The organism is Flavobacterium flevense, from assembly GCF_900142775.1.
GTDB lineage: Bacteria > Bacteroidota > Bacteroidia > Flavobacteriales > Flavobacteriaceae > Flavobacterium > Flavobacterium flevense.
This window is the reverse complement of sequence record NZ_FRCC01000003.1, coordinates 13,918-33,681: the sequence shown is the minus strand read 5'-3', so window position 1 is coordinate 33,681 and position 19,764 is coordinate 13,918. Positions and strand designations below refer to the sequence as shown.

The window sequence follows — 19,764 nt, the reverse complement described above, 5'->3', positions numbered from 1 at the left end:
AGTATCTTATTTATTTGATTCTCTGTAATAAATTTTACCATCTAACCATTCCTGAACTGCTAAAGCATGTGGTTTTGGTAATTTTTCATAGAATTTAGAAACCTCGATTTGTTCTTTATTTTCAAAAACTTCTTCAAGACTGTCATTATATGTAGCAAATTCTTCCAGTTTCTCTGTCAATTCTTTTTTGATTTCAGAATTGATTTGGTTTGCTCTTTTAGCCATAATGGTAATTGCTTCATACACATTTCCAGTAGGTTGTTCAATAACCGTTTTGTTATAAGTTATTGTGTTTACCGGAGCATTCGTCTTTTTTAAATCCATGACTTTTAGTTATTTAGTATATTTTTGTAATTCTTGTTCAACACGGGCATACATTTCGCCTGCCTGTTCTTTATATTTGGTATTAGCATCAAATTTTATCAAATTCTGATAAGAAACCTTTGCTACATTCAATCTGTCTTCCATTTTTGCAGGTACACTATTGATCCCTAATTTATAAGCGGAATCAAACTTATAAAACAAAGCATCTTCCTTAAATTTAGTTCCCGGATATTCCGCAATAAAATTATCAAATGCCACTAAAGCCGATTTATAATCTGAAATTGTGTTATATGTTTTTGCATTTTCATATATCTTTTTCTCTATCTTTTCAGATAACAATTTCGTTAAACCATTAGCTTCTGCTAAATATTCTGAATTTGGAAATCGGTCAATAAAGGCTTGCAATTTTTCAATAGCTTTATAAGTATCTGCCTGATCTAAACTGTAAACCGGTGATAAAATAGCATAACTTTTAGCTCCTAAAAAAGAAGCTTCCTGAATTTTTGCACTTTTAGGATAACCCGAAGTAAAACTTTCAAACTGGTAAGCCGCTAAATAATACTGTTTTGTTTTATAATAAGACTGTGCATACATATAAAACAACTTCTCTGCCTGCGGTTTTCCTCTGTATTCAGGAGCAATTTGTTCAAAAAGACGAATGGCTCTTGAATATTTACCCTGAGCATATAACGTATCCGCCATTGCAAACTTCACCGCAACATTTTCGCTTTTTAAGGCTTTTTGATATTCGTTACAGGAACTAAAAAGAGCGATAAGAAGTAATAAGGATACAATTTTTTTCATTTTTTTATTTTCTTTTTAAATACAGATTCTTTTAAAATCCATAAAAAATCATACCGAAGTTTCGGTTGCAAATTTAGTTATTAATTTAGCGACTACAAAATATTTCTTAGCATAAAAAAACACCCGCAATCAGCCCCTATTTATCTATTTTAGATACAAATACGTTTATTCTGTTTTGCAAATCTTCATCTACACTTACTAATGGTAAACGAACAGTATTATCAGCAAGACCTAACGCCTGAAATACCTGCTTAATTCCGGCAGGATTTCCTTGTTCAAAAATCATATCAATACAATCTGACAATAAATACTGAGATTTGAAAGCTTCATCTACTTTACGATTTAATCCCAAACGAATCATCTCAGAAAATTCCTTTGGAAAACCCTGAGCAATAACCGAAATAACACCGGAACCTCCTGCTAATACGGTTGCCAGCGCCGTCATATCATCGCCTGAAATCACATGAAAATCTTTTGGTTTGTCTTTCAGCAATTGCATTGCCTGAACAATATCACCGGCAGCTTCTTTAATAGCAACGATGTTTTTAAAATCATTTGCTAAACGCAAAACAGTTTTAGGCAACATATTACTTGAAGTTCTTCCAGGAACGTTATAAACAATTACCGGTACCGGAGAAGCTTCTGCGATAACTTTAAAATGCTGATAAATCCCTTCCTGAGTAGGTTTATTATAATAAGGAGAAACCGAAAGAATTGCCACAAATGGAGACATATCTCTGGTTTTTAATTCCTCAGCCACTTTCATGGTATTGTTTCCTCCAACTCCTAAAACTAAAGGCAAGCGCCCATTATTAGCTTCTATAATAGTTTGAATTACTAATTCTTTTTCGTCACTGGTTAAAGTTGCGTTTTCAGCTGTGGTTCCTAAAATAACCAGATATTCAACCCCACCGTCTACAGAAAAATTTACAATTCTTTTTAATGCTTCGGTATCAATTGAAAAATCTTCTTTGAAAGGAGTCACTAGAGCAACACCAGTTCCTATTAATGATTGCATGTTTTTAGATTATATTTTGTTTAATATTTTTAAATACCTGAATAATTCCTGAATAAAAATCTCATTATTTTCCAGATTAGCCGAAATTATCAAATTATTTAAGCGTTTGTCTACAGTTGAAAAACCAACTTTAAATTTAGCTTTAGATTCGTGAGTGACAACTAGTAAAATTGCTTTTTCAGCATCATAATAACTTATTAATAAATCAAAATCCTTTGCGATAAAATCATTTACCGCTTCATTTTTAATTTGGGCTTTCCAATTTAAATGACTGGATTTTAAATTTGTTACAGAAGTTACAAAATCTATATTCGCTTTACTTTTATAAAGTAACAATTCAATGTTTTCTTTTGCAATTCCATTAGCTATTAAATCTTTAATTAACAACTCTGTATTTGCAAAATGACTTGCATCAACAACTACTCCTACTGTTTTTACATTACCCGAAAACAAGCTACTTTTTACATTAAGCAAGCTGTTTTTTACTATTTTCTTTACCGAAAATTCTTTTAAGTAATTTAAAAACATAACTTATCTTTATTAGTAAACAAAATTAATTAATTAAGTTACACTATAGCCGGCAAATCTAAAAAAGTATAACGATGATTTAAAACTTTTTGTTATATTCTTAACACTTATTTTCCCTTCAAATAAAAATCATCTCCCCAAAAATCATATTTTTTTATTGAAGCATACTCATAAAATCAGTTTCTGAAATAATGGGGATATTTAATTTATTCGCTTTATCCAGTTTTGCTGGTCCCATATTATCACCTGCAACCACATAATTTGTTTTAGCAGAAATAGAACTTCCTACTTTCCCACCATTATCTTCTATAGCTTTTTTAAGTTCATCTCTGGAAAACTGAGTAAAAACTCCTGAAACCACAAACGTTTTTCCTTCTAATTTAGTAGTTGCATTCAGATTTATTTTTTCAATAATTTCAAATTGCACTCCATAACTTTTCAGACGCTCAATAATAATTTTATTTTCTTCTTTTTCGAAAAATTCAATGACACTTTGGGCTATTCGCTCCCCAATTTCATCCACTAAAATCAATTCGATCAAACTGGCTTTACGCAACGCATCAATATTTTTATAATGCTTGGCTAATTTCTTAGCCACTGTCTCTCCTACATAACGAATTCCAAGCGCATATAGTACACTTTCAAAAGGAATCTCAGTCGATTTTTTTACGCCATTAACCAAATTTTCAGCCGATTTTTGCGCCATTCTTTCTAATGGCAGAATTTGTTCCACCGTTAAATCGTATAAATCAGCATAATTATGAACCAAATCATTATTAAAAAGAAGCGCAACCGTTTCACCGCCCAGACCTTCAATATCCATTGCTTTTCGCGAAATAAAATGCTGAATTCGCCCAATAATCTGTGGTGGACAACCATAGAAATTAGGACAATAATGATTTGCCTCTCCTTCGTTTCTGACTAATTCCGTCTGACATTCCGGACAATGGGTAATATATTGAGTAGGTAAAGAATTTTCAGGACGCTGAGCCAAATCAACTGCAATAATCTTAGGAATAATTTCTCCTCCTTTTTCAACAAAAACAGTATCTCCTACCCGAATGTCTAACTTTTTAATCTGATCAGCATTGTGCAGGGAAGCCCGTTTTACAATAGTTCCCGCTAACTGAACCGCTTTTAAATTAGCTACAGGAGTGATAGAACCGGTTCTTCCTACCTGATAAGAAATAGATTTCAACTGAGTGGATACCTGCTCCGATTTGAATTTATAAGCCATAGCCCAACGAGGCGATTTAGCCTTATAGCCCAATTCTTCCTGATATTGTATACTATTCACTTTTACTACCACACCATCCGTTTCATATGGTAATTTATGACGATGTGTATCCCAATAATCTATAAAATCAAAAACTTCCTGTAAATTAGCAGCAATCTTTGCTTCTTTTGGCACTTTAAAACCCCAGTTTCGGGCAGCAATTAAACCGTCAAACTGAGAAGTAAAAGGTAATTTTTCGCCTGCCACAGAATACAGCAAACATTCCAAAGGTCGCTTAGCCACTTCAGTACTGTCCTGCAACTTTAAACTTCCGGAAGCCGTATTTCTGGGATTAGAATAAGGTGTTTCACCTATCTCAATCAGTTCCTGATTCATTTTTTCGAAACCGGCAAAAGGCAAAATGATTTCACCCCGAATATCAAATTTATCAGGATAATTATCACCTTTTAAAGTTAAAGGAATAGAACGAATAGTCTTGATATTATTGGTCACATCGTCGCCCTGGAAACCATCTCCACGAGTTACGGCACGAACTAATTTTCCGTTTTCATAGGTAATACTAATAGAAGCACCGTCATATTTCAATTCGCAAGTGTATTGCAAATTGACATTCCCTAAAACTTTTTGAATTCGAACTTCCCAATCCAGTAAATCCTCTTTAGAATAGGAATTATCCAACGAATACATTCGTTGTCTGTGTGCTACCGTTTGGAAATTCTTAGTAATTGTCCCTCCTACTCTTTGTGTGGGAGAATTGATATCAAAGTATTCCGGATGTGCATTTTCTAAATCCTGGAGTTCTTTTAATTTTATATCAAACTCATAATCAGTTATTGTAGCATTATCTAAAACATAATAATTATAATTATGAAGATTGAGTTCTTCTCTTAATTTCTGAATCGTATTTAGCACATCCATATAAAAAAAATTGGTCATTTTAGTTTCTGTAAACAGCGTACTAAAATAACCAATTTAAAAGAAATATCGTCACTATTACGACTCTATAATCGAATTTATTTGTTGAAATAATTGTCCGTCGCTCAGGAAAGCACCTTGTTGAATCAACGAAAAAATGGATGCATTTCGTTCTTCGGTAAATACTTTTTTCCCAACTTTCATTTCAATTGTTTCGGTAAACATATTATCGCTCAGCCATTGCAATCCGTCTTTAGTTAAAAAATCAACTTCAGGAACTAATGATTTCAAAACAATCGATTTTACTTCGGTTTCAAAACACTGAAAAAGAAAAATATGATTTTTCGAAAAATGCTCTAAATATTCTGCTTTAGATAAAACACCTTCCCATATTAAATCAGAAAAAATATCCAGTTCCTGCTCAGCTACTTCCGGTTTCTCCGTTTTTATTTTATCCCATTCTGCTTTATCAATGGATTGGGTTGCTAAAAAATTAGTGAATTCCGGATGCAGTTCTTCGAATTGCTCTTTTGTAAGTCTTGTGTATTTCATGTGATTATTATTTTTTTTTGCCACGAAGGCACTAAGGCACTAAGTTTTTTTCAAGTCTAATATAAATCTTTTGCTTCTCCATAAAAGCCCAATGATTTGAAAAAGTTTATTGTCAAAATAAAATTTTCATACAATACTACGATTTGAGTCTTTGAATCTTTGTGGCAAAATTTAAAACAAAAAAAAATCCCGATTTCGTTTTTTAGAACGAGACGGGATTTTAAATATTGAGTTTAGAAATTATGCTTTTTCAGCAACAATTTCATAAGGTAAATCAACGATAACATCTCTGTGTAATCTTACAGTAGCTGAATATTTTCCAGTACGCTTAACGATTCCGCTAGTGATGAATTTTCTGTCAATAGATTGTCCTGCTTTTTCTAAAGCTGCAACGATGTCGATATTTGTGATTGAACCAAATAATTTTTCACCACCTGCTTTAGCAGAAATTTTAATCTCAAGTCCTTTTAATGTTTCTGCCAATGCTTTTGCGTCAGCAACAACTTTAGCTTCTTTGTGCGCTCTTTGTTTTAGGTTTTCAGCTAATACTTTCTTTGCAGAAGCAGTAGCTAACTGAGCAAATCCTTGTGGGATTAAGTAATTACGACCGTATCCGTTTTTTACAGTTACTACATCGTCTTTAAATCCTAAATTCTGAACGTCTTGTTTTAAAATCAATTCCATGTTGTTGTCCTTTGTTATAGAAGTTAGTCCCGTTGCATTACAACGAGACAACAACTTTATATTTTAATATTATTTTAATAAATCGGCCACGTATGGCATTAAAGCTAAGTGACGTGCTCTTTTTACAGCAACAGAAACTTTTCTTTGGTATTTTAATGAAGTACCTGTTAAACGACGAGGAAGAATTTTTCCTTGCTCGTTAACAAATTTCAATAAGAAATCAGCATCTTTATAATCGATGTATTTGATTCCTGATTTTTTGAAACGACAATACTTTTTAGTTTTGTTAGTTTCTATATTTAAAGGAGTAAGATATCTGATATCTCCGTCTTTTTTTCCTGAAGCAGATTGTTGTAATGTTGCCATGATAATTAAGCTTTTTGAGATTTAAGTTTTGCTCTTCTTCTTTCAGCCCAAGAGATAGCATGTTTGTCAAGACTTACAGTTAAGAAACGCATAACTCTTTCGTCACGTCTGAATTCAGTTTCAAAAGCGATAAGAACTTCTCCTGATACTTTAAATTCGAACAAATGGTAAAAACCACTTTTCTTGTTTTGGATTTCGTAAGCCATCTTTTTAAGACCCCAGTCTTCTTTAGATACCATTTCTGCTCCTCTACTAGTAAGAAAATCTTCAAATTTGCTTACTGTTTCCTTTACCTGAACATCAGATAAAACGGGATTTAAAATGAAAACAGTTTCATAATGATTCATAAATATTTATTTATTTGTTAAATTGGCTGCAAAAGTAATCTTTTATTTCGAATAAAAAAACAAAAACAAACTTTATTCGTTGTACTGCAAAAAAAACCGATAAAGATTAGCATTTGTAAATAAATTACAATACTTTTACTTAGCCAAATCTTAAAATATAAAAAATATGAAACTTAACTGTGTCATAGTAGATGATAGTTCTATACAGCGAATGATCATCACAAAGTTAGTAAATAATCATCCTAATCTACATTTAGTAGGTGATTTTTCTAATGCTATCGAAGCAAAAAGCTGTATGTCTATTCATGCAGTAGACTTAATATTTCTTGATATAGAAATGCCTGTAATTAGTGGTTTTGACTTCCTGGACGGATTAAAAACGAAACCACAAATCATATTTATTACTTCAAAAGCAGAATATGCTTTGAAAGCATTTGATTATGATGCCACTGATTATTTGCAAAAACCTATAGCATTAGATCGTTTCAGCACCTCTGTTAAAAGAGCTATCGACTTACACCTACTTAAGCAAGATACAAAAGAAGAGGAAGGAGAACATATTTTTATCAAAAGTAATTTGAAAAAATTAAAAATCTACACTTCAAGAATCAAATGGATTGAAGCCTTTGGGGATTATGTAAGAGTAGTTACAGAAGACGACAGTAATCTGGTACTTTCTACGATGAAATCTTTTGAAAACGACCTGCCTAACAAGAAATTTGTTCGCGTTCACAAGTCCTATATTATTAATATTGATAAAGTAGAACGTTTTAACAGCAAGTTTGCCGAAATAGGAACAACAAAAATTCCGTTAAGCCGAAACAAAAAAGACGATTTAATTAAAGCATTATCTTTCGCTTAATAAAAATCTACATTTAGCGCCACTTTTATCACTCGGTATTGTGGCACAGCATCAAAACTATTCAATATTTTTTGGATAGTTTTTTTTGTGCCAATAACAGAAAGATTTTGCGGAATCTTAATCATTATTGTTCGAATATATTCATTCCTTATTCTGTTAATCCCCGGTTCTTCGGGACCCAGAACAGGAATGTTTAAGTTTTGACTCAATACCTGATACAACCACATTGATCCTTCTTTTAACTTATTAAAATCACGATGTTTCAATGTAAGTTTAATAATCCTGAAATATGGTGGGTATTTATAAATTTGACGGTCATACAGCTGTTCCTTGTACATCCCTACATAATCATTATTAGTAACCTGTTGAATGGTGTTATGGTTAGGATTATACGTCTGAATAATTACTTTCCCCTGCTTTTCTGATCGCCCTGAACGCCCCGCAACCTGCGTCATCGTTTGGAAACTTCTTTCAAAAGCCCTAAAATCAGGATGATACAACATATTATCAGCATTCATAATCCCTACTAAACTTACGTTGTCAAAATCCAGTCCTTTGGCAAGCATTTGCGTTCCTACCATAATATCTATTTCCCGATTCTTAAAACTATCGATGATTTTTTCGAAACCAAATTTCCCACGAGTGGTATCCTGATCCATCCTCCCAATTTTTCGTTCCGGAAACAACTGCGTTAATTCCTGCTGAATTTGCTCAGTACCAAAACCCTTAGTTGTTAAATCAATACTGGAACAACTATGGCAATTAACCGGTTTAGCAATCGAATAACCACAATAATGACAACGCAACTGATTTTTATGTTTATGATAGGTCAAACTCACATCGCATTGCTGGCATTGCGGCACGTGACCACAAGTCATACATTCTAACAACGGTGAATATCCTCTTCTGTTTTGAAATAAAATCACCTGTTCTCCTAAAGACAAAGCAGTAGCAATGGCATCAATCAAGACATCACTAAAATGTCCGATCATTCGTTTTCGGAAATACTTGTCTTTTAAATCTACTAATTCAATTTCAGGCATCATCACATTGCCATATCGTTTGCTGATTTCGACCAAACCATATTTAGCTGTCGCTGAATTGTAATAAGACTCAATACTGGGCGTTGCCGAACCCAGCAAAACCTTAGCTTTAAAAAAACTGGCTAAAACTATCGAAGCATCACGGGCATGATATCGGGGTGCGGGATCTGTTTGCTTAAAAGTTTGCTCGTGTTCCTCATCAACAATTATAAAACCTAAGTTTGAAAAAGGCAAAAATAAAGCCGACCTCGCTCCTATTACTATTTGTGCTTTCTCTGAATTTTGCAATACCTGACTCCAGACTTCTACACGTTCATTATTATTGTATTTTGAATGAAAAACAGCTACTTTATTTCCAAAATGAGCCTGCAATCGCGTTACCAGCTGGGTAGTCAATGCTATTTCAGGCAGTAAATACAAAACCTGTTTTTCCTCAACAAGATAATCTTCTATGAGTTTAATATAAATTTCTGTTTTTCCACTCGAAGTTACACCGTGCAGCAAACAGACTTCTTTTTCCTGTAAATTTGTTTTTATTTCTTCAAAAGCTTTTTGTTGTACTTCACTCAATTGCAATTGATCCGAATTAGATTCTCCTGTAAAATTAACACGATCTTCTTGTATCAGATAATCTTCAAAAATTTCTTTATCAATCAAGGCTTTTACCACCGTCGATGTAGCACCCGAAGCTTCCACTAATTGTTTTACAGCAATAGGCCGTTTCTTTTCACTGGCACTTAGCTGAAAATAAGTCAATACAATTTCTTTTTGTTTATTGGCATTTTTTAAAACGTCCAGCAAATCATTCAATCCCTGATCGGAATCATATTTAGGATGCAGGCGAATATATCGGACTAATTTGGGTTTGTAATTTTCCTGCATCTCGTCCTGCAATACTAAAATCCCTTTATCTATAAGTTTTTGTATTATTGGAAAAATATTCTTTTTATTCAAAATCCCAATAATATCCTGAACCTTAAGGGAGGATTGCTGCTGTAAAGCCTGATAAATTAAAAACTCTTCGTCGGTAAGCTGACTTTCATCAACAAAAACTCCGCTTTTTTGTGTAATTAAAGTTTCATTTTCCAATAATAAAGCGCTGGGCAATGCTCCGCGATACACATCGCCTATCGCACACATATAATAATCTGCAATCCACTGCCAGTGCTTAATTTGGTTAAGAGTGACTATTGGTTTTTCGTCTAAAATCTGATGGATTTCTTTTGCTTCATATAATGTTGGCTTGTTTTGATGCAAATCAATAGCTAAAGCGGTGTAAATTTTACTTTTACCAAATGGAACCGCTATTCGCATCCCTTTTTGAATATAATTATATTCAGCCTCAGAAACACTATAGGTAAAGGTTTTGGCCAGAGCCAATGGTAAAATTACTTCAACAAAATACATATAACGGTAAGTAGAAATTAATATAAAGAAGGGAAAATGAAAAAATTATTTTTTAATTCTATGCCAGTACTGTGTTCGCCCTAATAATGAAATCCCAATATAACCTCGAACTTTTAACTTATCAGCATTAACAAGCGTAATATAACATTGGTATAACTTTCCGTTTTTAGGATCTAATATCTTACCTGAACCATATTCTGTACCTTCTTTACTCAATCCCTTTATTACCACCATACCCAGAATAGGCTTATCAGCATCCTCTCCTGTACAAGCCTTACAAAGGTTATTTCTATAAGTTGTGTCAAAAATCTCATTTACTTTTCCGTAAATTTTTCCTGATTTTTCATAAATCTCAACTACAGATATCGGTTTTCCTGTTTTATCATCTATGGTCTTCCATTTTCCTAAAACACTTGTATTCTGGCAATAAAAAATACTGCTAACCAATAACAAAAGTACGGTGATATTCTTTTTCATAATTTATTTTCCATTACTGCCTGTTTTTCATTTCTGTTTTTCAACTTTTTAATCACTTCATTGAGTTCAAAACCCAATAATAAAATCATGCAATTGATCCAGATGTAAAACATCACAATTAATAAAGTCCCGATAGAACCATACAATTCATTGTATTTTGCAAAACGAATTACCCACACTCCAAAAAAATAGGATGTCAGGATAGTAAGAATAGTCGTAAAAACAGAACCTATCGAAATAAAAGATCGGGTTTCCTGGTTTTTTGTACCAAATTTAAACAGAATCGAAGAGGTTACTAAAATCATCAAAATCAAAAAAGCATAACGCCCCATAACCATCAACGGAATTTTATCACTCAAAAAATCCCTGCTTTGAAGCTGCTGAATAAAAACCTCAAAAACAACTATCGTAGCAACAGTAACGATTAACAAAACAGCTAAAAACAAAGACAAGCCAACAGCTACTAAATATTGATGAAAAAAACCTCTTTTAACTAAAACATGTTTCGAATTTTCAAAACCACCTAAAATCGCATTCAATCCATTAGCCATCAAAAAAACAGACAATAAAAATCCTGATGATAATAAACCGGAATGACTGTTATGAAGAATATCATTAATAATATTTTTTATGGCATAAAAGGTATTCGGTGGAACACCATCAGCAACAAATTTCATAAAATCATCCTGAAAACCTTCAATTGGAATAAAAGGAATAAGGTTTAAAATAAATAATGCGAAAGGAAATAATGCCATGAAAAAACTAAAAGCAATTGCTCCCGCCCGGTTAGACAGCGCTCCTTCGGTTATTCCAATAATATATAATTCTAATAAATCATACAACGCTAATCCTTCCAGCCAATTGAGTTTTATTCTCTTAGACCAATTGACAAAATTGCGTAATACAGGGATTTTTTGAAGTTTTTCTTCTATTTCTACTGACATTAATTTCTTTTTTAAAGCAGTTATTCAATTGCTTTTAAACTCAAATCCATATTATAAACAGAATGTGTCAAAGCACCGGACGAAATATAATTCACACCACATTCAGCATAATGGCGAATGGTTTCTTCATTGATATTTCCTGATGACTCTGTTAAACAGGACTCACCTATAAAAGCAACGGCTTCTCTTGTCATTTCATAATCAAAATTATCTAACAGGATTCTGTAAACTCCACCGGCAGCTACAATTTCTTTTACTTCGTCTAAATCTCTTGCTTCAACAATAATTTTTAAATCGCGATTATTTTCTTTTAAATATTCTTTGGTTTTGGCTATAGCCAATGTAATTCCGCCGGCAAAATCAATATGATTGTCTTTCAGCATCACCATATCATACAATGCAAAACGATGATTTTCTCCACCGCCTATTTTTACTGCCCATTTTTCGGCAACACGAAAACCCGGCGTTGTTTTACGGGTATCCAGAATTTTAGCATTAGTACCTTCGAGCAATTGCACATAATTATTAGTCTTAGTCGCAATTGCTGACATGCGTTGCATGGAATTCAAAACCATCCGTTCTGCCTTTAAAATCGACTGAGAACTTCCTGATACATGAAACACAACATCTCCAAATTTTACAGCTGCACCATCTTCTATAAAAGTTTCTATTTTTAAATCCGCATCCACATAATTAAAAATCATTTCAGCAAATGCAACTCCTGCAATTATCCCTTCATCCTTCACCAGTAATTTGGCTTTCCCTTGTGCTGCTGCCGGAATACAGGCTAATGAACTATGATCTCCATCTCCTACATCTTCTCTTATCGCATTTGCAATTAATAGTTGTAACTCGTTTTGAAATTGTGTTTCGCTAATCATTTTTACTAAAAATTTATATCTTGCTAAAGTAGGACATATTTTGTGGAATAGAAAATTTGTTTCTGCTTCACTTTAATTTTTTCCGAAGCTAATTCTGTCAAAGATTTAAATATTATATTTGAAAAAAGAACCCAACAACCCTTTTTAATTTGTATCGAAATGGCATCTGAAACTCCCGAAAACGAAAATAATCGCATTCTTGAATTAGTATCACAATACATTGACCTGAGTGTCACACCATTCAATAAACCCGAAAGAACTGTTGTAAAAGTAGACAAACGCGATCCTATGTATGGAGGAAACGGAGTGGTTTATTTATTACAAATGTTTGATGAAGGGGAATTGACTAATAACCGCATTGGTGCCTATATGGCGCTCATTAACAAAGGCGATGAAGCCGGTTTTCATACCCATGGTTCGCGAAACGAAGAAGAACTTTATATTGTCATGCACGGAGAAGGCGAATATACAGAAATGACCAAAAAAGAAGGTATTATTCGAAAAAAAACACTTAAAAAAGGAAGCATCACCGCCATGAGTGGCATCGGGTTTCATTCGCTCATCAATACTACCGATGAAGTTTTAATTGTTTTTGTTATCACTACCAATAATCCAAAATAAGACAATCATTTTAGAAATCTCCATTTTTTAAATTCCCAATTAAAAACTATCTTCGTCTTTCAATTTAAAGATTGAATAATTTAAAGATTGGTCTAAATTATCTTTGGTTAAATCTGCAATCTAAATTCTAAAATCAATTCATGTCTTCTAATAATCTCCTGCTTACTCCTATCGAATACTTAAAAGGCGTTGGTCCCAGCAGAGGGGAATTGTTACGTAAGGAATTAGGAATTCATAAATACGGGGATTTACTTAATTTTTATCCAAATCGCTACATTGACCGAACCCGTTATTATAAGATTAACGAGTTACAAAACAATGTTGCCGAGGTTCAGATTATTGGAAAAATTATCAATGTTAAAACTGTCGAATTTGCCAAAGGCAGAAAACGTCTCGTAGCCACATTTATAGATGACACCGGACAAATGGAACTGGTCTGGTTTCAGGGACACAAATGGGTCCGGGAATCTTTGAAACTAAACGAAGCGATTGTTATTTTTGGAAAATGCACGTCGTTTAATGGCATGTACAACATGGCACATCCTGAAATTGAATTGTGGAGCGAGCATCAACAAAGTTTGCGATCAGCCATGCAGCCCGTTTATCCTTCGACAGAAACACTAACTAACAGAGGGATTTCAAACCGCTCGGTTAGTAAAATGATGCAGCAGCTGTTTTTAGAAACACAGGCTTTATTTTCAGAAACTTTACCTGATTACTTAATCCAGAACTTAAAGTTAATTCCGAAGAATGCCGCTTTATTCAATATTCATTTTCCAAAAAGTGCCGAAGCTTTGGCGAAAGCCCAATTCCGATTAAAATTTGAAGAATTGTTTTTCATTCAGATCCAGCTGATTATGAAAAACCTGATTCAGAAACATAAAATTAAAGGACATCCTTTTACTAAAGTAGGCGAATTTTTCAATGAATTTTACCAAAACCATCTTCCGTTTGAACTTACTAATGCTCAAAAAAGGGTTATTAAAGAAATAAGAACAGACATGGGAAGCAACGCCCAGATGAATCGTTTGCTGCAAGGCGATGTAGGCTCAGGAAAAACGATTGTCGCTTTTATGAGTATGCTTTTAGCTATGGATAATGGCTTTCAGGCTTGCTTAATGGCACCTACAGAAATATTAGCAAATCAACATTTTACAGGACTTTCAGAATTAGCTAACAAGCTGAATATAAACATTAAAATACTCACAGGCTCTACTAAAACTTCCGAAAGAAGAATTATCCACGAAGCACTGGAAAACGGGACTTTACAAATTCTTATAGGAACTCATGCCTTGCTGGAAGACAAGGTGAAATTTCAAAATTTAGGTTTGGCCATCATAGATGAGCAACATCGTTTTGGGGTAGAACAGCGTTCTAAATTGTGGAAGAAAAACCATATTCCGCCACATATTTTAGTGATGACCGCCACTCCTATTCCGCGGACATTAGCGATGAGTTTGTATGGTGATTTAGACATTTCTGTAATTGACGAATTGCCTCCGGGACGAAAACCCATTCAGACTGTTCATCGGTATGACAGTAACCGGTTAAAAGTCTGGAAATTTATCCGGGACGAAATTGCTATTGGTCGCCAAATTTATATTGTCTATCCGTTGATTCAGGAATCGGAAAAAATGGATTATAAAGATTTAATGGATGGCTACGAAAGTATTTCAAGAGATTTTCCCTTACCGAAATACGCTATTTCTATTGTACATGGTAAGATGAAACCAGCCGATAAAGATGCCGAAATGAAGCGATTTGCAGAAGGTAAAACGAATATTATGGTAGCCACAACCGTGATTGAAGTAGGTGTAAATGTTCCTAATGCATCGGTAATGATTATCGAAAGTGCCGAACGTTTTGGACTTTCACAATTGCATCAGTTGCGTGGTCGTGTAGGTCGTGGTGCCGATCAGAGTTATTGTATCCTGATGACCAGCCATAAATTAAGTGCCGACAGCAAAACCCGAATGGAAACAATGGTCCGGACTAATGACGGTTTTGAAATTTCAGAAGTAGATTTAAAATTACGTGGTCCCGGAAATCTAATGGGAACCCAGCAAAGTGGTGTACTAAATCTTCAAATAGCCGATATTGTTAAAGACAGGGAAATTCTGTCTCTGGCCAGAGCACATGCCATAAAAATACTTTCTGAAGATGCTCCGTTACAAAAACCGGAACATGCTACCTTAAAAGCTGTTTATCTGGAACTGACTAAGAAAAAAAATATCTGGAATTACATTAGTTAGAACGCTACTTTTAAAAATAGTATTTTCTGTTATTTTTACTTTTTGTTTTTTTTATCAAACCCACTAAACCTTTTTGCAAAAAACAAGTCAAACCAGCTATTGGTAAACAGCAGCAACCTATTTACTGCTGTTAAAATTGTATTTAATTCAACTATTTTCATTTACCGCAATTAAATAAAAATTAACTTGCAAAAAATTAGAATGGCGACTATCTTAAACAAATCTTTTATATGAAAATAAGAAACTTAATCTACATTTTATTAATCATAGGATTGGGCTCATTTGTGACCTACCGGGTTATGGAAAATAAAAATGATTCGGAAAATTCTAAAATCAAATCAAATACTAAAGGTCCGGTGAATGTTGAAGGGATTGTTGTGCAACCACAAACTTTTGATAACAATCTTTCTTTATCAGGTTCTATTGAAGCGAATGAGCAAGTGGAAATTCGATCGGAAGTATCCGGAATTGTAGAAAGCATCAATTTTAAGGAAGGAAGCCAGGTAAACAAAGGACAATTGTTGTTTAAAGTAAATGATGCTGAATTAAGAGCACAGTTAAGCCAGACGACCACCAAAGAAACTTTAGCTGCTGAAAATGAAAGAAGAGCCAAACTTTTATTGCAAAAAGAAGCCATAAGTCAGGAAGAATACGATGTTGCCAGAGCCGAATATGATTCTGCAAAGGCACAAAGCCAATTAATAAAAGCCCAATTAGCTAAAACCGTTGTCAGAGCGCCATTTTCGGGAAAAATAGGTTTACGCTCCATCTCGGTAGGAACTTATATTACTCCAGCTATTTTAGTGGCAAAATTAGTTAACACAGCTAAATTAAAAATCACTTTTTCTATCCCTGAAAAATATGCTTCTCAAGTGCAGTCTAATGCTGTTATTGATTTTACAGTTTCAGGTTCTGATAAAGTGTACAAAGCTACCATTTATGCTGTTGAGCCAGAGGTAGAAATAGCAACCCGCACATTGCAAATTAGAGCGATTGCTGATAATACTGATGGAAAACTTTTTCCCGGAACTTTTGCTGATGTAAAATTACCTTTAGCCATTATCAAAGATGCCATTGTAGTTCCTTCACAAGCCATTGTTCCTGTTCAGGAGGGTAAAAAAGTTTATATTTCGAATATGGGAAAAGCCAAAGAAGTGATGGTGGAAGCAACCACAAGAACAGCTGCTGATATTTTAATTCTATCAGGATTAAAAGCAGGAGATACAGTACTTACAAGCGGTGTAATGTCATTAAAAGATGGTACTCCGGTGAAAGTAAAAGTAAAATAGGTTTTAAAATACCAAGATTGGACTATTAAGTAGTAATAAAAAATCTAACCCGAGCGATAGCAAACTGACAAAGTAAATCTGAAGTCTAAAATCTAAAATCTGTAATCTCAATGAGTTTATCAACTACAAGTATAAAAAGGCCTGTATTAACCATAGTACTGAATCTTTTAATCATATTATTCGGTTTTCTGGGCTATACTTTTTTAGGAGTCAGGGAATTCCCTTCCATTGATCCTGCTCAGGTTTCGATCAGAACATCTTACACAGGAGCCAATTCGGATATTATCGAATCACAAATTACCGAACCGCTGGAAAAAGCGGTCAATGCTATTGACGGGATTCGGAATATCACTTCTTCGAGCAATCAGGGCAACAGTAATATTACCATCGAATTTAATCTGGATAAAAATTTAGAAGATGCAGCAAATGATGTCCGTGACAAAGTTTCACAGGCAGTTCGAAATCTACCTAAAGATATTGACGCTCCTCCGGTAGTTTCTAAGGCAGATGCTGATAGCGAATCTATTATTTCGATGACACTTCAAAGTGACAGCCGTAACCAATTAGAATTAAGTGATTATGCCGAAAATGTCATTTCGCAACGCTTAGAAACCATTCCGGGTGTTAGTGCTGTTCAAATTTGGGGACAAAAACGCTATGCCATGCGTTTATGGATTGATCCAGTAAAATTAGCCGCTTACGGTTGTACGGTTTCCGAAGTTCGGGATGCTTTAAATGCTCAGAATGTGGAATTACCATCCGGAAAACTCACAGGTAAAAACACTGAACTTACCGTAAAAACCATTGGGAATTTATCCAAAGCAGAAGAATTCAATAATATTATCATCCGTACTGACGGAGATAAAATTGTTCGTTTTAGCGATATTGGAACAGCAGAATTAGGTCCTGAAAATATCGAAAGCGGATTAACATCATCAGGACTTCCATTGATTGGTATGGCAATAGTTCCAATGCCCGGTGCTAATTATTTAGATATTTCAGAGGAATTTTATAAAAAATACGAAGCCTTACAAAAAGATTTACCAAAAGACATCAAACTGAATATCGCATTAGACAATACCGCTTTTGTAAAAAAATCAGTATTGGAAGTAGCCGAAACTTTAGGGATTTCGATTGTTTTAGTAATCATTATCATTTATTTGTTTTTCAGAGACTGGGCAATTGCTTTCCGACCTTTAATTGACATCCCGGTTTCATTAATTGCTACGTTTTTTATCATGTGGCTTTTAGGATTCTCTATTAACGTTTTAACACTTTTAGCGATTGTTTTAGCAACCGGTCTGGTAGTGGATGACGGAATTGTGGTTACTGAAAATATTTTCAAAAAAGTAGAAGAAGGAATGTCACCCATTGAAGCGGCTATAAAAGGTTCTAACGAAATTTTCTATGCTGTAATTTCGATTTCAGTAACCTTGGCAGCGGTATTTTTACCGGTAATCTTTCTGGAAGGATTTGTAGGTCGCCTCTTCCGGGAATTTGGTGTGGTCATTGGGTCAGCAGTTTTAATTTCGGCATTTGTATCGCTGACTTTAACCCCTATGCTGAATGCCTATTTAATGAAAGGCGGCGAACAAAAAAAATCAAAATTCTACCTTAAAACAGAGCCTTTTTTCGAAAAATTAAACAGCGGTTATGCCGAATCTCTGTCGGGTTTTATGAACAAAAAATGGATTAGTTTCCCCATTTTAATTGCCTGTTTCGGAATTATTTATTTATTCTTTACCATACTTCCTAAGGAAACAGCTCCTTATGACGATCGTAGCTCCGTAGTAATGCGTATGACAACTCCGGAAGGCTCTACTTATGAATACACTAATCGTTTCATGCAGGAGATTTCACAACTGGTAGATGATTCTATTCCTGAGAAAAAAGTGAGTCTGGTACTTACAGCTCCTAATTCAGGAGGTGCGGCATCTAATTCCGGTTTTATCAGACTTTCATTAATAAGTCCCGAAGAAAGAGAAAGGTCTCAAAAAGATATTGCCGATAAATTATCACAATGGACTAAAAAATATCCGGATGCTAAAATATCTGTCATTCAACAGCCTACCATTTCAGTCAACAGACGTGGAGGATTGCCTATCCAGTATATTATTCAGGCACCTACTTTTGAAAAACTCCGTGAAAAAATTCCATTGTTTATGGAGGAAGTGGGCAAAAGCGATGTTTTCTCGATTACCGATGTGAATTTAAAATTTAATAAACCCGAACTCAATGTATCCATTGATCGTGCAAAAGCCGAGAGTTTAGGAATCTCGATTGTTGATATCGCCCAAACCTTGCAGCTTTCGTTAAGTGGTCAGCGTTTTGGATATTTTATTAAAAACGGAAAACAATATCAGGTAATAGGTCAGTTTGATCAGCAAGATCGTTCCAAACCATTGGATTTAACTTCTATGTTTGTCAAAAACAACAAAGGCGAACTGATTCAGATGGATAATGTTGTGAATGTGGAAGAGCAAAGCAATCCGCCACAATTGTACCATAATAACCGCTATATGTCGGCTACGGTTTCTGCAGGTCTTGCACCGGGCAAAAGTATTGGGGATGGTATCGAAGCGATGAATCAAATAAAAGCTAAAGTCTTAGACGATACTTTTACAACCGATTTAGGTGGAGAATCGAGAGATTTTGTTGAAAGTAGCTCGAATACTTCTTTCGCTTTTGGATTGGCTTTACTATTAATATTTTTAATTTTAGCAGCCCAATTTGAAAGTTTTATTGACCCGTTAATTATAATTTTAACAGTACCAATGGCAGTTGCAGGAGCTTTATTTTCGTTGTGGTTATTTGATCAGAGTTGGAATATTTTCAGCCAGATTGGAACCGTAATGTTAATTGGTCTGGTAACCAAAAACGGAATTTTAATTGTCGAATTTGCCAATCAATTGCGCGAACAGGGAAAATCAAAATACGAGGCCATTATGGAAGCTTCAGAATCGCGTTTGCGACCAATCCTGATGACCAGTTTAGCCATTGCTTTAGGAGCTTTGCCCATTGCGATGTCACTTGGAGCTGCTTCTACCAGTAGAATCGGGATGGGAGTTGTAATTGTGGGCGGAACTATTTTCTCTCTGGCACTAACTCTTTTTGTGATTCCGGCTATCTATTTGATGTGGTCTAAAGCCAGAAAACATTATCCGGAATTTGATCATATTGATGAATATGAACAAGAAACTAAAAAGCACTAAA

Annotated in this window: 18 protein-coding genes; 5 read left to right on the top strand and 13 right to left on the bottom strand. The window is 34.4% G+C overall.

The genetic code is table 11. The features are described 5' to 3' along the window. Positions 1–6: 6 nt before the first annotated feature. From BUB89_RS06235 to rpsF, 9 genes are all read right to left on the bottom strand, one after another. The gene (locus BUB89_RS06235; RefSeq protein WP_073243113.1) at positions 7–324 is read right to left on the bottom strand and encodes a DNA-directed RNA polymerase subunit omega; all 318 of its coding nucleotides are present in this window, start codon (positions 322–324) and stop codon (positions 7–9) included. 9 nt (positions 325–333) lie between these two features. Next, positions 334–1,128 (bottom strand): outer membrane protein assembly factor BamD, encoded by a 795-nt coding sequence (locus BUB89_RS06230; RefSeq protein ID WP_073243111.1) that lies wholly within the window; start codon positions 1,126–1,128, stop codon positions 334–336. Positions 1,129–1,264: 136 nt separating this feature from the next. Continuing rightward, positions 1,265–2,146 (bottom strand): 4-hydroxy-tetrahydrodipicolinate synthase, encoded by an 882-nt coding sequence (dapA, locus tag BUB89_RS06225; RefSeq protein ID WP_073243109.1) that lies wholly within the window; start codon positions 2,144–2,146, stop codon positions 1,265–1,267. 9 nt (positions 2,147–2,155) lie between these two features. After that, positions 2,156–2,674: a DUF6913 domain-containing protein gene (locus BUB89_RS06220; protein ID WP_073243107.1), complete on the bottom strand. Its 519-nt coding sequence runs from the start codon at positions 2,672–2,674 to the stop codon at positions 2,156–2,158. A gap of 154 nt (positions 2,675–2,828) precedes the next feature. Beyond that, a complete protein-coding gene (gene ligA / locus BUB89_RS06215) occupies positions 2,829–4,829 on the bottom strand; it encodes an NAD-dependent DNA ligase LigA (protein ID WP_073243787.1) in 2,001 nt (666 codons plus the stop codon). A 75-nt stretch (positions 4,830–4,904) separates the two neighbouring features. Beyond that, positions 4,905–5,378 (bottom strand): DUF6495 family protein, encoded by a 474-nt coding sequence (locus BUB89_RS06210; RefSeq protein WP_073243105.1) that lies wholly within the window; start codon positions 5,376–5,378, stop codon positions 4,905–4,907. A gap of 240 nt (positions 5,379–5,618) precedes the next feature. Further along, positions 5,619–6,062: a 50S ribosomal protein L9 gene (rplI, locus tag BUB89_RS06205; protein ID WP_073243103.1), complete on the bottom strand. Its 444-nt coding sequence runs from the start codon at positions 6,060–6,062 to the stop codon at positions 5,619–5,621. A gap of 69 nt (positions 6,063–6,131) precedes the next feature. Continuing rightward, positions 6,132–6,428 (bottom strand): 30S ribosomal protein S18, encoded by a 297-nt coding sequence (gene rpsR / locus BUB89_RS06200; protein ID WP_007138295.1) that lies wholly within the window; start codon positions 6,426–6,428, stop codon positions 6,132–6,134. A 5-nt stretch (positions 6,429–6,433) separates the two neighbouring features. Continuing rightward, positions 6,434–6,775 carry a 30S ribosomal protein S6 gene (gene rpsF / locus BUB89_RS06195; RefSeq protein WP_072944700.1) on the bottom strand — a complete coding sequence of 114 codons (342 nt, stop codon included), beginning with the start codon at positions 6,773–6,775 and terminating at the stop codon, positions 6,434–6,436. Between the two features lie 166 nt (positions 6,776–6,941). On the opposite strand from rpsF, the gene BUB89_RS06190 reads away from it, so the two are divergent. Further along, positions 6,942–7,637: a LytR/AlgR family response regulator transcription factor gene (locus tag BUB89_RS06190; RefSeq protein WP_073243101.1), complete on the top strand. Its 696-nt coding sequence runs from the start codon at positions 6,942–6,944 to the stop codon at positions 7,635–7,637. Here the strand turns inward: BUB89_RS06190 and priA are convergent. Genes priA through nadC form a run of 4 tightly spaced genes read right to left on the bottom strand, consistent with a single transcriptional unit; the run spans position 7,634 to position 12,389 of the window. Continuing rightward, positions 7,634–10,087 (bottom strand): replication restart helicase PriA, encoded by a 2,454-nt coding sequence (priA, locus tag BUB89_RS06185; RefSeq protein ID WP_073243099.1) that lies wholly within the window; start codon positions 10,085–10,087, stop codon positions 7,634–7,636. The genes BUB89_RS06190 and priA overlap by 4 nt on opposite strands. A 45-nt stretch (positions 10,088–10,132) precedes the next feature. Then, positions 10,133–10,564: a DUF2147 domain-containing protein gene (locus BUB89_RS06180; protein ID WP_073243097.1), complete on the bottom strand. Its 432-nt coding sequence runs from the start codon at positions 10,562–10,564 to the stop codon at positions 10,133–10,135. After that, positions 10,561–11,508, bottom strand: coding sequence for a YihY/virulence factor BrkB family protein (locus tag BUB89_RS06175; protein ID WP_073243095.1), 948 nt, complete (start codon positions 11,506–11,508; stop codon positions 10,561–10,563). Before BUB89_RS06175 ends, BUB89_RS06180 begins: the two co-directional genes overlap by 4 nt. A 20-nt stretch (positions 11,509–11,528) precedes the next feature. Next, positions 11,529–12,389: a carboxylating nicotinate-nucleotide diphosphorylase gene (nadC, locus tag BUB89_RS06170; RefSeq protein ID WP_073243093.1), complete on the bottom strand. Its 861-nt coding sequence runs from the start codon at positions 12,387–12,389 to the stop codon at positions 11,529–11,531. Positions 12,390–12,548: 159 nt separating this feature from the next. On the opposite strand from nadC, the gene BUB89_RS06165 reads away from it, so the two are divergent. The 4 genes from BUB89_RS06165 (at position 12,549) to BUB89_RS06150 (ending at position 19,763) form a co-directional block, all read left to right on the top strand. Then, on the top strand, positions 12,549–13,010 hold the full coding sequence (locus tag BUB89_RS06165) for a cupin domain-containing protein (protein ID WP_073243091.1): 462 nt from the start codon (positions 12,549–12,551) through the stop codon (positions 13,008–13,010). Between the two features lie 140 nt (positions 13,011–13,150). Continuing rightward, positions 13,151–15,262 (top strand): ATP-dependent DNA helicase RecG, encoded by a 2,112-nt coding sequence (recG, locus tag BUB89_RS06160; RefSeq protein ID WP_073243089.1) that lies wholly within the window; start codon positions 13,151–13,153, stop codon positions 15,260–15,262. Positions 15,263–15,492: 230 nt separating this feature from the next. Next, a complete protein-coding gene (locus BUB89_RS06155) occupies positions 15,493–16,551 on the top strand; it encodes an efflux RND transporter periplasmic adaptor subunit (RefSeq protein ID WP_073243087.1) in 1,059 nt (352 codons plus the stop codon). A gap of 110 nt (positions 16,552–16,661) precedes the next feature. Further along, positions 16,662–19,763 carry an efflux RND transporter permease subunit gene (locus tag BUB89_RS06150; protein ID WP_073243085.1) on the top strand — a complete coding sequence of 1,034 codons (3,102 nt, stop codon included), beginning with the start codon at positions 16,662–16,664 and terminating at the stop codon, positions 19,761–19,763. The last annotated feature ends 1 nt before the right edge of the window (position 19,764 follow it).